This is a genomic window from Actinophytocola sp. (genome assembly GCF_045807065.1).
Lineage (GTDB): Bacteria > Actinomycetota > Actinomycetes > Mycobacteriales > Pseudonocardiaceae > Actinophytocola.
Genome location: NZ_JBJMIE010000053.1, coordinates 1 through 14601, shown reverse-complemented (window position 1 = coordinate 14601; position 14601 = coordinate 1). Strand labels below are relative to the sequence as shown.

Annotated in this window: 8 protein-coding genes; 4 read left to right on the top strand and 4 right to left on the bottom strand. The window is 70.1% G+C overall.

Going from position 1 to position 14601, the window contains the following annotated elements; genetic code table 11:
* The first annotated feature begins 20 nt into the window (after positions 1–20).
* Positions 21–530 (top strand): pyridoxamine 5'-phosphate oxidase family protein, encoded by a 510-nt coding sequence (locus ACJ73U_RS03160; RefSeq protein WP_407775975.1) that lies wholly within the window; start codon positions 21–23, stop codon positions 528–530.
* 82 nt (positions 531–612) lie between these two features.
* Here the strand turns inward: ACJ73U_RS03160 and ACJ73U_RS03155 are convergent, their stop codons facing one another.
* Both ACJ73U_RS03155 and ACJ73U_RS03150 read right to left on the bottom strand, forming a co-directional pair.
* Positions 613–1845 (bottom strand): serine hydrolase domain-containing protein, encoded by a 1233-nt coding sequence (locus tag ACJ73U_RS03155; RefSeq protein ID WP_407775974.1) that lies wholly within the window; start codon positions 1843–1845, stop codon positions 613–615.
* 143 nt (positions 1846–1988) lie between these two features.
* On the bottom strand, positions 1989–2456 hold the full coding sequence (locus ACJ73U_RS03150; RefSeq protein ID WP_407775973.1) for a MarR family winged helix-turn-helix transcriptional regulator: 468 nt from the start codon (positions 2454–2456) through the stop codon (positions 1989–1991).
* Positions 2457–2569: 113 nt separating this feature from the next.
* Between ACJ73U_RS03150 and ACJ73U_RS03145 the strand changes: the two genes are divergently transcribed.
* The 3 genes from ACJ73U_RS03145 to ACJ73U_RS03135 all read left to right on the top strand — a co-directional run bounded on the left by ACJ73U_RS03145 (position 2570) and on the right by ACJ73U_RS03135 (position 7262).
* Positions 2570–3655, top strand: a complete 1086-nt coding sequence (locus ACJ73U_RS03145) for an epoxide hydrolase family protein (protein WP_407775972.1) — start codon at positions 2570–2572, stop codon at positions 3653–3655.
* A gap of 201 nt (positions 3656–3856) precedes the next feature.
* Positions 3857–4900 (top strand): LacI family DNA-binding transcriptional regulator, encoded by a 1044-nt coding sequence (locus ACJ73U_RS03140; RefSeq protein WP_407775971.1) that lies wholly within the window; start codon positions 3857–3859, stop codon positions 4898–4900.
* Positions 4901–5021: 121 nt separating this feature from the next.
* On the top strand, positions 5022–7262 hold the full coding sequence (locus ACJ73U_RS03135) for a hypothetical protein (protein WP_407775970.1): 2241 nt from the start codon (positions 5022–5024) through the stop codon (positions 7260–7262).
* 137 nt (positions 7263–7399) lie between these two features.
* On the opposite strand, the gene ACJ73U_RS03130 is transcribed toward ACJ73U_RS03135, so the two are convergent.
* Both ACJ73U_RS03130 and ACJ73U_RS03125 read right to left on the bottom strand, forming a co-directional pair.
* Positions 7400–13009 carry an RHS repeat-associated core domain-containing protein gene (locus tag ACJ73U_RS03130; protein WP_407775969.1) on the bottom strand — a complete coding sequence of 1870 codons (5610 nt, stop codon included), beginning with the start codon at positions 13007–13009 and terminating at the stop codon, positions 7400–7402.
* 14 nt (positions 13010–13023) lie between these two features.
* A partial coding sequence (locus tag ACJ73U_RS03125) for a LamG-like jellyroll fold domain-containing protein (RefSeq protein ID WP_407775968.1) occupies positions 13024–14601 on the bottom strand: 1578 nt, incomplete at its 5' end.

The following is a 14601-nucleotide window of genomic DNA, read 5'->3' as shown; positions in this document are numbered from 1 at the left end:
GACGAAGCAGGAGGCCAACTGTGCAGCCGAACGAGATTACCGAGATCCTGAACCGTCCGCTCAGCCAGGAACTCCTGGCCCGCGACGTGACCCGACTGGCCTACATCGCCAAGGACGGCACCCCCCGCAACGTGCCGATCGCGTTCACCTGGAACGGCGCGGAGATCGTCATGTGCACGACGAAGAACGCCCCGAAGCTCCCCTCCCTGCGGCGCAACCCGCAGGTGGCGCTGACGATCGACACCGAGGTGCACCCGCCCAAGATCCTGCTCGTCCGCGGCCGAGCCGAGCTGGACCACGTCGACGGCATCCCGGAGGAGTACCTGCAGGCGAACACCACCTACGAGATGACGGCCGAGCAACGCGTCGAGTGGGAGGCCGAGGTGCGCTCCCTCTACCACGACGGCATGGTCCGGATCGTCGTGACCCCGACGTGGGCGAAGCTGATCGACTTCGAGACGACCCTGCCCAGCGCCGTCGAGGAGCTGGTCCGGCGGCGAGCCGAACGCCAGGCCCACCCGGTCGACTGACCCGCCGAGGCGTCGTCCGGGGCCGTCAGCGCGACCTCGCGAACCCCCAGCGAACGAGCCAGGACGTCATGCCACCGGGCGTTCAGTCGACGAGAGCCTGATACACCAGCTGACGCAGCTGCTGCCGGAACGGGTGCGTGCTCGACGGCAGCAGTTGGGTGTAGAACGCCACCGTCAGGTCCGCAGCGGGGTCCACCCAGAATGCGGTGGACGCCGCGCCGCCCCAGGCGAACTCGCCCGCGGTGGAGAGCGTCTTGGCCTTCACCGGGTCCTCCAGCACGGAGAAGCCGAGGCCGAAACCGTAACCGTCGAACGGCATCTCGGCGAACAGCGGCCTGCCGTAGGCCTCGAGGTCGACGTGGCCGGGCAGGTGGTTCCTCGCCATCAGTCCGACCGTGCGAGGGCCCAGGACCCGCACACCGTCGAGCTCCCCGCCGCGCAGCAGCATCTGCGTGAAGCGGTGGTAGTCGGCCGCGGTGGAGACCAGTCCGCCGCCACCGGACAGGCAGTCCGGACGGGTGGTGCCCAGCGCGCCGAACGCGTCGTTGCGCACCACCCGCTTCGTGCCCGGCGCCGGCACGTACAGCGCGGCGAGCCGGTCGGTGTCGGTGGTCCAGAAACCGGTGTCGGTCATGCCCAGCGGCCCGAAGATCCGCTCCGCGAACACCTCGTCGAGCGGCTTGTCCGCGAGCACCTCGACGAGCCGGCCCAGCACGTCGGTGGCCACCGAGTAGTTCCATTCGCTGCCGGGTTGGAACACCAGCGGGAACTGCGCCCACGCGCGGCTGCACGCGGCGAGGTCCAGGCCCTTCGGTGTGCCCCACTCATACCCCGCCGCGCGGTAGATCGCGTCGACCGGGTGCGTGTGGTGGAAGCCGTAGGTGAGCCCCGCGGTGTGCGTCAGCAGGTGCCACAGCCGGATGGGCTCGGTCGCGGGCTCGGTGACCGGCGCCAGCGCGGAACCTCTGGTGTAGACCCGTGGTTGCGCGAACTCGGGCAACCACCGCGAGACCGGATCGGTGAGGTCGATCAGGCCCTCCTCGACGAACGTCATCGCGGCCACCGACGTGATCGGCTTCGTCATCGAGAAGATGCGCCAGATCGTGTCGGGCTCCACCGGGGCACCCGCCTCGACGTCACGGTGGCCGTGGGAGACGACGTGCGCGATCCGGCCGTGCCTGCTCACCACGGCGAGGTAGCCGGGCAGCAACCCGTCCTCGACGTACCGGGCGAAACGACGGTCGACACGCCGCAGCCGTGCCCCGTCGAACCCGACCTCGGCCGGGTCGACGTCCACTCTCACCTCAGTCGCCACGCACCGAGACTACGGCATCCGGCTCAACGAAGCCTGCCGCCGCGCTGCCCGGAGTGCACACAGGACAGTGCGCCGAGCCACGGCCAGCCAGCGCGAAGCACGAGCTTGTCGAGCACGGTCGCCGAGAGGACGAAGCCGGCGAGTCAGTGGCGCGTGCCGGTTCGCCGGTTGTGGTGGTCCAACAGCGTGGACAGCAGCTCGGTCAACCGCTGCCGTTCCTCGGGCGACAGTGGGGCCAGCAGTTCGTCCTGGGTTTCGGACAGGCGCTTGTCCAGTCGTCGCAGTTGTCGCTTGCCCGCGGGGGTCAACGAGATGATGTTGCGCCGCCGGTCGGTGGGGTCCGGAGCGCGCTCGACCAGCGCGCGATCGGCGAGCTCGTTGATCGCCGCGACCATGTCGCTGAGGTGGATGCCGCTGCCGCGGCCCAGTGCGGCCTGGCTGGCCGGGCCGGACTCCTCCAGCGTCGCCAGCAGGCGGTAGTGGTAGCCGCGGGCGCCGACGGCCGAGAACGCGTCGCCCACCAGGCGGTGCGCGTGGCTGGCGGTCTGGGTGAGCAGCCAGCTGGGCAGGCGCTCCCACCTGGCGGGCGTTTCCTCCGCTGGGTTCTCCATGTGGCGAGTCTAACGAATCGTTGGGCGGACTAACGACCGTGCTACCGTTCGGAATATAAACGTTAGTCACTCGAACGTTAGGCCATTGAATGAACCCGCACGGAGCACAGAACATGATCACGCCGTTCCGCATCGACATCCCCCAGGCCGACCTCGACGACCTGGCCGACCGGCTCTCCCGCACCCGTTGGCCCAACGAGGTCGCCGACGCCGGGTGGGACTACGGCTTCCCGCTGGCGCGGCTCAGGGTGCTGGCCGAGTACTGGCGCACGGGCTACGACTGGCGCGAGCACGAGGCCACCCTCAACGAGCTTCCGCACTTCACCACCGAGATCGAGGGCCAGAACATCCACTTCGTCCACGTCCGGTCGTCGAGACCGGACGCGCTCGCGCTGGTCCTCACCCACGGCTGGCCCGGTTCGTTCCTGGAGTTCCTCGACATGGTCGAGCCGCTGTCGCGCGACTTCCACCTGGTGATCCCGTCCATCCCGGGTTACGGCTTCTCCGGGCCGACGCACGAGCGCGGCTGGGATGCCGTCCGGATCGCCCGGGCCTGGGCCGAGTTGATGCGCCGTCTCGGGTACGAGCGCTACGGCGCGCACGGCGGCGACTTCGGCGCGGGCATTTCACTGGCGCTCGGCTCGGTGGCACCCGAGCAGGTCCTCGGCGCGCACGTCAACTACCTGCCCACCCGGCCGGTCCCGGACGCCGACATCGAACTGTCCGAAACGGACGAGGTCCGGCTGGACAAGATCAGGAAGCTGATCACGAACCGTCCGCCGTACCAGGCTCTGCAGGCCCTCACCCCGCAGACCATCGGCTACGCGCTGACCGACTCGCCGGTCGGCCAGCTGGTCTGGATCGCCGAGCGCTTCGCGCAGTGGACCGACCCGCGCTCGCGGATCAGTGACGACCGGATGCTCACCGACATCTCGCTGTACTGGCTGACGGCCACCGCGGCCTCCTCCGCGCGGCTGCACCACGACACTCCCCGCGGGCCCGCCGTGCCGTGCCCGGTGCCGGTCGGCGTGGCGGTGCTCCCGCACGACATCACGCAGTCGGTGCGACCGCTGGCCGAGCGGCTGTACGACATCAGGCACTGGTCGGAGTTCGAGCGCGGCGGTCACTTCGCCGCGATGGAGGTGCCGGAACTGCTCGCCGAGGACGTCCGGGACTTCTTCCTGACCCACACGAAGTGACACGAACGCCAGTTCGTCCAGCGGCCGAAACACGAACAGGCAGCCGTTGCCGTTGCCTGACGACCGTCCCAATCGGAGCGCCCCTGGTCGGCTGACACCCAGTTGCCGGCGGTGCCCGCGCACGAAGGGCGGCGGGAGGCATGGCGCGTCGGCCGCCCGCCGGGTGCGGCAGAATGTCCGGGGCGAGGGAGGAGGGGAGACATGGCGAAACACCAGGTGGCGAAGCCGTTCGACTCCCCGACCCTCACCGACGTCGCCCGTGAGGCGGGGGTGTCCCGACAGACCGTCTCGAACGTGCTGCACGCGCCGCACAAGGTGAAGCCGGCCACGCGGCGGCGGGTCGAGCAGGTCATCGACCTGCTCGGCTACCACCCGAACCGGTCGGCGCAGGCGTTGCAGAGCAGCTCGTCGCGGATGATCGGCTACCGGATCGAACCGCAGAGCTCGGGAACGCTCGCCGGTATCCACGACCGATTCCTGCATTCCCTGGCCGAGGCCGGCCGCCCGGCCGACCACCACCTGCTGCTGTACACGGCCGGCGACCGCGTGGCGGAGACCGACAGCGCGATCCGCCTGTTCCGCGGCGGGGCCGCCGACGCCTTCGTGCTCTACGACATCACCGTCGACGACCCGCGGCCCGCGGTACTGCACGAGAACGGGATTCCCTTCGTCGCCTTCGGCCACGACGACTCCGACGCCGACGCCTACCGCTGGGTCGACGTGGACAACGTGGCCGGCACGTCCGCCGCCGTGGACCACCTCGTCGACCGGGGACACCGACGGATCGGCTTCGTGGGCTGGCCGGCCGGCAGCAACGTCGGTGACCGCCGGGCCCGGGGTTGGCACAGCAGCGTCGAACGGCACGGGCTGGCCGCGCTCTGCCACGGGCTGGACGTCCGGGGCCCGGACTCCGTCCAGGCGTCCATCGAGATGACCGCCGCCCTGCTGGCACGGCCGCAACCACCCACCGCGATCGTCGCCGCGACCGACACGTTGGCCGCCGGGGCGGCCCGCGCCGCGCTGCGCCGGGGTCTGGAGGTCGGCCGCGACCTCGCCATCGTGGGGTTCGACGACACGCCCACCGCCGCCGTCCTCGAGCTGAGCAGCATCCGCCAACCCATCGAGGACGTCGGACGGCACGTCGTCGCCGCCCTCCTCGCCCCCGCCGACGCTCCCCCGCGCAACACGCTGCTACCACCCCGGCTGGTCATCCGGTCATCCAGCGCGAATCCGCCCGGCCGGTAGCGCACCGCCAGGGTTGACACCCGTCCCGTGGTTCCGGCAACCTCGGTGTTGCCGAATTTGAACGTGTAAAAAAGCGAGCTTCCACCCTGCCCACCTCGCTCCGCATGGAGAGGAAACCCCCATGCCCACCGTCCGAAGGCCCGGCTTCCGCCGAACGGGTTCCGTCGCCGCGGTCCTGTTACTCGGCATCGCGCTCACCGGCGCGCCCCCGCATCCCCCGGCGGCCCAGGCCGCCGCCCTCCCGGCCGCCATCGGCGTCCTCGGGTGGGACGGCGACCAGGACGCTCCCTTCGCCTACAACGACGGCAGTTTCCACATCCGGGCCGGCAAGAACGTGACCGTCGGGTTCGGGATCTACAACAACCCCGCCACCATGCAGTGGTACAACGCGGGCGGCTACTACCCCGCTCTGGTCACCCAGTTCGAACGGGACAACACCACGGTCCGGATCACGAACTTCGCCGACCTGGTCACCCTCGCCGGCAACGACTACGAGGCCGTGTACTCACGCGTCAGCGTGACCAACCACGACACCGTCCAGCACACCGAGAACCCGGCGCCGTCCGCCGGCCTCCTGCCGCTCAACTCGGCCCCCACCACCGTCGCCGCCGGACAGACCGTCGTGCACGACTACGTGATCGCGACGGACCGGTTCGGCAACGGCTACTCCTGGCCCGCCGACAGCGCGCTGTCCGCCGCGGGCGGCTTCGACGCCCACTACAGCCACATGACCTCGTACTGGGACGCCAGGCTCGCCGGCGTGGTCACGCTGAACCTGCCGGATCCGCGGCTGGTCAACGCCATCAAGGCCGGGTACATCTACACCAACATCGTCAAGGACGGCAACAACCTCAACGTCGGCGAGAACAACTACGACCGGCTGTTCGACCACGACCTGATCGGCATCCTCACCAGCCTGCTGACCCAGGGCGACCTGGCCAACGCGCACGCCTACCTCAGGACGCTCATCACCAACGAGTACCCCGACGCCGTCTACAAGTTCAGCTGGCCCTGGGCGGTCTACCTGGAGAAGAGCGGGGACAAGGCGTTCGTCCAGGCAAACTTCGCCCAGATCCAGAACAACGCCCACGCCATCGCCGCCAACGCCACCGGCCCCGGCGGCACCATGAGGTCCTCCAACGCCGTCGACACCGAGGGAAACTGGACGATCGACGACCAGTCCGCCCTGCTCGGCCTGCTCGCGTACCGGTACATCGCCGACAAGCTGGGCAACACCACCGAGGCGACCTGGGCCGGCAACGAGTACAACACCCTGTTCTCCGCGGTGAACACCCAGCTGCAGAAGACCATCTCCGCCAACCACCTCGGCTACCTCCCCTGTGCGGTGGACCTCCCGAACACCGCCGACCGCTGCGGCAACACCAACGACGCCAACTGGGCCTCCTTCCTGCTGTTCGGCCGGTGGAACTGGGACGGCTACCTGTTCGGCGCCGCTCAGACGGGCCCGATGACCACGCTGCTCGACGCCACCTACGACTACGGGTTCGCCCACCTGGCGGGCCTGCCCAGCCACACCTACGGCGGCTACACCGGCTACAGCACCGGGTACAACGCCGGCTACGGCGAGGCCGGACTGGCCAGCGCCAGGCACCGCAGCGAGGGCGTCTACGACTACGAGTTCATGGTCAACAACACCCAGAGCGCCCCGTTCTCCTGGTGGGAAGGCATTCCCTCGGCCGGTGCCACCGCATGGACCCCCGGCGGCCACGCCACCGCCGGCACCGGGTCCAGCCCGCACATGTGGGGCCAGGCCAACGCCAGCAAGGTCCTCGTCGACTCGCTGATCGCCGAGAAGTCCGACGGTCGGGTCGTCGTCGGCCGCGGGGTCCCCACCGAGTGGCTGCGCACCGGGAAGACGGTCGGTGCCGCCAACTACCCCATCGCCGGCGGCAACCGCATGGGCGCCACCATCACCAGCAGCGGCAAGGACATCACCCTCACGCTGTCGGGGACGGCACCGGCCGGCGGCGTCGTGTTCACCGTGCCCGCGTTCACCGGCAACATCGCCTCCGCGACCGCGGGCACCGTCGACAACGCCAACGGGACGGTGACCCTGCCACCGGGCAGCACCTCCACCACCGTCACCCTCACCACCGCACCCACCTACCGCCAACTCGGCGGTCTCGACCTCAGCGCGTACTGCCGGTCCACCGGCGACATCGGCGGCGTCAGCCTCGACGGCACGACCGCCGCCGACTGGCGTTGCGTCACCCCCACCGGCGCACACGTGTCGCTCGACGTGGACGACGCCTGTGCCTGGCAGTACCGCTTCAACGAGGCCGCCTTCTCCCAGTACACCTCCGCGTCCGATCCGTACAGCTGGAAGTGCTACTCGACATGACCGCCTGGTGTCACTGGTCGGGCAACCGACGCGGGCGCGGCGGTCGGGCGCGCTCGGCACCGGGGTGAGCACGTACCCGACGGTCCCGATCCAGATCGCCGGCCCGGCGGGATGCCCCCGCCGGGCCGGGTTACCACCTACTTGTAGAACCCGAAGAAGTCGTGTTCCTTGGGGTCGTACAGGGAGAACAGGTGGTCCCACCGGACGACGTACCCGGTGGTGTAGTTGCCGTCGTAGGTGGCCGAGGCCTCCCCGCCCGGGAACGAGAAGCCGACCGACTGCAGGTGCCTGAAATCGGAGTCGAAGCCCCACTTCATGCCGAGGCGTTCACCCACCAGGGGGTGGGTCACCGTCACCCCCTGGCCCGTCCCCTTCTTCGCGGGCGAGTTGTTGACCTTGATGGACACTCCGGGCATCTTGGGCATCAGCGCCCCGGCGTCCGCCGCCATCGCCTTGGCCATGGGCCACAGCTCGTCGTAGTACCCCGTGGACAGGCCCGGCAGAGCTGAGCCGATCTCGGGCTGGTAGGCGATCCCCTGGCCGTCGATGACCAGGCAGAAGCTGCCGCTGAAGATGACCGCGAGACCCCCGTCGGCGCAGAGCGACACGCTGAAGCCGTCCGGGGCCCACGCCCCGTCGTGGCTGGCCTGGATCGCGGCGTCGAGGTTGGCCATGAACTTGGCCTCTTCCTCCTCCCACGACGGGCCGTGGATGCCGACCAACAGGTTGTCGCCGTTGTAGCGGTCCGTCTTCGGGCGGGAGATCTTGCGCGGGTCCGGGTGTTCGGTGGCCCACTTGCGGGCGTTCTTCTCGCGGGCCGCGCGTTCCGCCGGCCACACGGTCGGGTCCGAGGCACCCGTGTCGTGGCCCTGCATGCAGTCGCCGAACTTGTTGCAGATCGGGGCCATGCCGCTCGGGTCCATCTTGGTCAGCGGGCTGTTGTCGGCGTAGGTGTAGCCGTTCATCATCTGCGGATCACCCAGCGCCAGCTTCGGGTCCACCGACAGGAACCGCCCCAGCGCCGGGTCGTACTCGCGGGCGCCCAGGTGCACCAGGCCCGTCGGATCCGTTGTGCCGCCCACGAACCCCTTCCCCCCGGGGAAGGTCACCGCCTGGCCGCGCGCACCGCCGAACGGGGTCTGGCGGCGCCGGGTCACCGCCAGGGTGGCACTGTCGACCGCGAGCTGTGCGGTGCCCTGGCTGTCGGCGGCGAGCCAGGTCAGTCCGGCCGGGTCGCGCATCGCCACGGTCTGGTTGCCGTAGGCGTAGTAGCGGGTGGCCGACACCTTCCCGGTCGCCTTGGTCACGCGCAGCTCCTGGCCGCCCAGGTACAGGGTGGAGCCGGTGGAGTCGCGGCGCAGCAGGCGGTTGCCGGCCGCGTCGTAGCGGAACTCCGTGGTCCTGCTCCCCTCGGTGAGCTTCGCCAGGTGGCCTTCGGCGTCCCACTCCAGGACCTGGCCCGGCTTGGTCCTGACGTTCCCGGTTTCGTCGTAGGTGACCGCACCGGAGGTGTTCACGCCCGGCCCCGCGGTGGCCACCGACGCGAGCTTGTGCCCACCGGACGGGTAGGTCGATGTCTGGACCGTGTTGCCGGCCGCCGCGTGCTGCGTCTGCGTCAGCCGGTTGCCGGACGCGTCGTAGGTGAACGACTGCCAGTACGGGGCCACCCCCGCCAGCGCGGTCACGGACGGGTCGGCGGCGCAGCCCGCACCCGGCGTCCAGGCCTCGGTCAGCCGCTGCACGTAGTCGTACCGGAAGCACTGGACGTCCGAGGTGTCCGCGATGGACGTCACGTTGCCGAACGGGTCGTAGGCGTAGTTCACGTCCGACTGCTTCGGGTTCGCGACCTCGGCGTCCACGATGGACCTGATGGGCCTGCGCGTGTTGGTGTCGTAGTAGTTCGACAGCCACACCTGCCTGCCGGGGGAACCCAGCCGGGTCCTGGCCAGCTCGCCGTAGCGGGTGTACTCGGTGGCCGTGACGTAGTCGGCCGTCTCGCCGTCGTAGCCGCCGCTCGCCGTCGTGAGCTCGCCGAGGTCGTCGTAGGTGTAGGTCAGGGTTTCGGTCGGCAGTGAACCGATCTCGGGGTACGTCGTGGCCGCCACGCTGCCGTCCGCCTCGTACGACTGGTAGCTCGTGTACGTGCCGGCCAGTGCCGGTTCCTCACGGGTCGCCGGGATGGTGACCGTCGTGCCGGCCGGACGGCCGAGCTGGTCGTAGGCGACGACTTCCGAGCGGTAGGCGAGGCCGTCGACGTAGCGGGTCGACGAGGCCGGCAGGCCCTTCCCCGACTCGACGGTGTCGTAGGTCCACTCCGCCCGCACCGGACCGGTCGCGGTGCCGAGGTGTTCCGCCCTGCGGCGGCCGAGGGCGTCGTAGTCGTACACGAGCGTGGTGCCACGGGCGTCGGTCGTGCTGACCGGCTGTCCCAGCTCGTTGTACGTCAGCGTCGACCTGCCCTTGTCGGGATCCTCGGTGACGGTCTCCCGGCCGTGGAGGTCGTAGGTGTGCTGCCAGACCTGGCCGGCCGGGTCGGTGAGCCGCGCCAGCTGACCCGCGGGGGTGTAGGCGTACGTCGTGCTGTCGTAGGCACTGCCCACTGGCCCGTGGTACTGGCGCAGCTCCGTGGTCTGGCCGCGGGCGTCGGTCAGGGTCGTGGTGGCCGTGCCGCCGGCCGGCGGCGTGACCGTGACCCGGTCGCCGCCGTACTCGGTCGTGGTGCGCCACGCGTCGTCGCCGCCGGTCTTCACGGTCGCGACCGTGGGCCGGCCGGCGCCGTCGTAGGTGGTGACGGTCTGGCTCGGGATCTCGACGTCACTGGCGACCCAGATCTTGTCGTCCACCGGCGCGTCGTTGAAGTACGGCTTCGTCGTCCTGTAGGGCCGCCCCTGCGAGTCGTACCGGGTGTCGATGATCAGCCGGCCGCCACCCGGCGAGGGCACCTGCTGCTGCCGCGGCCGTGACAACCCGTCGAACAGCTCGGTGCCGCTGGTGTAGTTGCCGTTCGGCCCGACGGCCGTCGTCGTGACCACGGTCGGCGCGTCGTTGTGGTAGGCGTACGAGTAGTACCGGTTGCCCCGCACGTCCGGTGAGCGCGGCCGGTCGGGCAGCCACACCTCGGTCGTGCGGCCCAGTGCGTCGTACGCGGTCTCGGTGGTGAAGTCGTTGGCGTCGACGACCTTCACCGGCTGGCCGAACGCGGTCTCCAGTGTCGTCGCGGTGGTGAAGCCGGCCGGGTTGGTCACCACGGTCCTGGTCACCGGACCGCCCTCGGCCGGCGTGTAGGCGGTCTTCGTCTCGTGGTCCTTGGCGTCCTTCACCGAGGTCACCCGGCCGTAGTCGTCGTACACCGAGGTGGACACGAGGGTCGTGACCGGGTCGGTCCCCGGCCACGAGTCCAGCTCCTCGGTGCGCGTGACGTTCCCGCGCGTCGGGCCGTCCGTGCACGAGCCGTCGTAGCACGTCCGGGCCGCGGAGACGGCGTCGTCCGGGAACTTCGGGGTGGCCGTGCAGGCCGTGGCGAACGTCTTCGTCAGCCACGGCATGTCGATCAGCCACCTGCCGGCGTCCCGCTTGTACTGGGTGGTCGTGCACCTGTCGTCGGCGGCGGTGGCCATGTCGCCGAGGTCGTTGGTCTCGGTCACCAGCCCGCTGCTGTCGAAGGTCTGCTCGGTGCGGGTCCTGCGCCAACCACCGGAGGCGAGCGCCGTGTAGGCGGTCTGGGTGCCGGGGCGGACGAGGTAGGCCTTGATCGTGCCGCGGGTGGCGACCGGGCCCTGGACCGACGGCGTGGTGATCGCCTTGCTGACCACCCGCTCCGAGGTGCCGTCGTGCACGACCGTCTCGTACTTGAAGCCCCGCAGCCACGGGCTGTCGGCGTAGCTGACGTTCTCGGTGTCGGACACCGAAGCCGACCTGGTGGCGTTGTTCGGCAGCTTGTCGCCGTCCATGCCCTGGTAGTAGCGCTCCTCGGTCATGGTCTGCGGGCCGGTCAGGTCACCCGGTTTGCCGCGCGTGATCCGCACGCGCCGGAAGCCGTGGAAGACGTTCCAGTCGCGGTGATCGTCCTTGGTGAACTCGGAGTCGTCGTACGCCCACGCCGCGCCGTCGAGGTACTGGTACCTGGTCTCCTGCTCGGTGTTGGTGGCGAGCCGGTCGGACTCGGTGATGGAGGAGACGACGTACTTGTGGAAGTAGTCGGTCTGCTCGGCGAAGTCCTTCTTCGCCCACTTCACCGGATAGCACCGCAGGGTGTTGCTCTCCGGGTGCGCCGGCGCCGTGACACAGTCCGGCTCCGCGTAGTTCACCGTGATCACGCCGCCGGTCTCGGACACGATCGCGGTGATCCGGTACCGCAGCAACGGGCCGATGCCGTCCTGTTTCACCACCCGGTTGGACATCCCCCTGCCCTCGAACACCACCTCGGGCAGGTCGACCGGGGTCCCGGCGAGGCCGGTGTGCTTGACGCCCTTGAGCCACAGCGCCGGTTTCTCACCGTCGCCGCTCCTCGGGAACTGCTGGTCCAGGGTCCACCTCTCGACCGGCTTGTACGTGGACCCGTCCCGCACGCTGGTGGTGACGGTGTCCAGCCGCTTGGTGGACCAGAACGTCGGCGAGTACTTGTCCTTGCAGGTGGCGGTGTCGCACTTGTCGTCCCACGACACGTCCGGCCAGTTGTCCTTGTTGGCCGCCACGCAGTCGCTGCCCGGCACGCACCGGTCGGCGACCGCGAAGTCGACGCGGGCCGTGGCGGGCTTGGTGTTGGCGGTGTTCAGGCCGTACTCGGCCGAGGAGAGCGTGCCGCCGCGGACGTAGGAGACCGCGGCGTCCTTGCGGTTCATGCCGTAGGAGTTGGTCTCGACGGTGTAGTCGTAGCGGATCATGTTGCCGTTGCGGTCGACGACCTCGTCCAGGTTCCACCGCCACGGCATGACGCAGTGCGAGGCCTCGAAACCGGACGTCTGGTGGCACGGGTCGTCGGCGTCGTCGCCGAACACCGGCACGGTCCACTTCGAGTGCGCGTCGTCACGGGAGCCGAAGAAGTACTGGGTGCCGTCGACCGTGGTGATCTTCCACGACTCCCCCGCCTCGCCGGGGTTGCCGATCCGCTCCACCCGGGAGCCGTCGTCGTAGCCGACGCGCCACTTGCCGTCGGCGTCGTTGCGGATGAGGTCACCGCCCTTGCCGTCGTAGGAGGCGGTGGCGTTGTCGCTGCGCCAGCACAGGTCGCCGACGGTCGGCGGCGTGGTGCCGTCCATGGTGTCCAGCGCGCAGGGCAGGTAGGAGCGCTCGATGTACCCGACCGACAGGTCCCAGCCGTCCCCGACCCACGACGCCTGGTTGTTCGTCGCGCTCGTCCTCCCGTCCACCGTGGACGACGCGTAGGACAGCGCCAGGTCCGGTGCCAACCCGCCGGGCGAGGGCGGCACCCGCAGCGGGTAGGACCACGTGAAGTCCCCCGTCTGGCCCGACACGTCCCACTTCGCCGACGGCGCCAGCGGCGTGGCCTTGTTGGTGCCGCCGCCGTCGGCGAGGCCACCACTCGCCGGCTGGTTGCCGTGCAGCTCCTTCGAGGTCGCCTCGTCGGTGTCGCGCGACGTCATCGTCTGCTCGGTGACCGGCGTGGAACTGGTCGGCGGCAGCGGCACCGACGGCCCCGACGCCGCCGACGCCTGACCCGGCAGCCCCACGACGGCCGAGACGACCAACACCGACGACAGCACGGTCGCCACGCGTCTGCGGCGCACGGTTCCTCCAGTCATCACGCGAACACCGCCGTCACGGCCGGCACGTCGACGAGCGTGTAGCCCAGTTCCTTGTCCACCGGGTATCCCCCGCAGTCGGCTTCCAGCGCCACGAAGCTGTCCGTGCCGGCTGTGCACCGGTAGATCGGCTTGTTGGGCGCCGCGGGCGCGGTCGTCCAGATCTGGCCGAGCGAGCCGAGGACCGTCGCGCCCTCGCACGCCGAGTCCGTCGACACGAACGTGTCCGCGCCGTTGCGGCAGCTCATCAGCGGGGTCGTGCCATCCGACGCGACCAGCGCGAGCAGCCCCTGCGGCCCTTCGGCGGTGTACGCCGCCGGCGCACCGTCCACGGTGGTGATGTGGTCGAAGCCGGGCAGGAAGTAGCGCGCCAGCGTGCCGTAGGCCACCGAGTAGCCGAGCAGGCTCTGCCGGGTGCCGCCCTCACACGTGCTGGACCTCGACTCGAACCGGTCCGTGCCACCGAGGCACCGGTAGATCGGGATGGTCGGGACGTTGGTCGGCGCGACCGTGTAGACCAACCCGACGTCCCCGACCACGGTCGCACCCTCGCAGGCCGGGTCGGTGGACGTGAACGCGTCGGTCCCCTGCTGGCAGGCGTGCAGCATCGCGGTGTTCGGCCCGTCCGCCGCCGGCCGGCCCAGCGTGCCTTCGAAGTGGTAGCCGGGCCGGATCGCGTCGGTGCCGCCGGTGTAGTGGTCGCCGGCACCGTTGACGAACCGGCCGAGCTGACCGGCCTGCGGGGCTCCCCAACCACCGCGGCCCGCGATCGCGGCGTCGGTGACCACGCCCTCGGCGACCCTGACCTCGTCGAGCGTGCCGGTGAAGAACCCGGCGGACACGCCGTTGACCTTGCCCCGGCCGATCACGACCCTGCCGGCGGCCGGCCACAGCACGACGTTGTTCCTCGACCCGACCAGCTGCCCGTTCACGTACAGCCGCAGCTGCCGCGCCGGGTAGTCGTACACGCCCGCCAGATGCGTCCACTCGTTCAGCTTCGGCGGCACCAGATCCGCCGCGTACGTCAGCTGCGCGCCGTCACTGTCCGATGAGTACCCCGCGAAAACCCATCGGTTCAGCTCCGGCCGGTACTGCAACGCGTACCCGGACATCCGGGCGCCGTCCTGGCCGACGATCGTGGCGACCCTGTCGTCCCTGGTCAGCCTCGCCCAGCCCGACACCGTGAAGCTGTCGTGCATGGGCAACCCGGCCGGCCCGGTCAGGAAACCGGTGCCGTCCAGCTGTAGGCCCTGTCCACTCACCCCCTGCCCGTAGGTCACGCCGTCGGTCGGCGTCGCGTCGTAGTGCCGCCACGTCGAGTCGACGGCCGCGGCGCCCGTGACGTCACCGTCGAACCGGTAGTACCCGAGGTCCGAGTCGACGGCCTCGTCGTGCAGCTTGCGGACCTCGCCGTCGGACAGCGCCTTGCCGTAGGCGCGGACCTCGTCGACGACGCGTGGGAAGTACGCCGCGTTCCCACCGTTCCACCTGCCGCGGCCGATGGTGAACGGCCCGTTCGCCGGCAGGACCGTCACTCCCACCTGCGCGGCGGACAGCATGCCGTTCACGTACAGCCG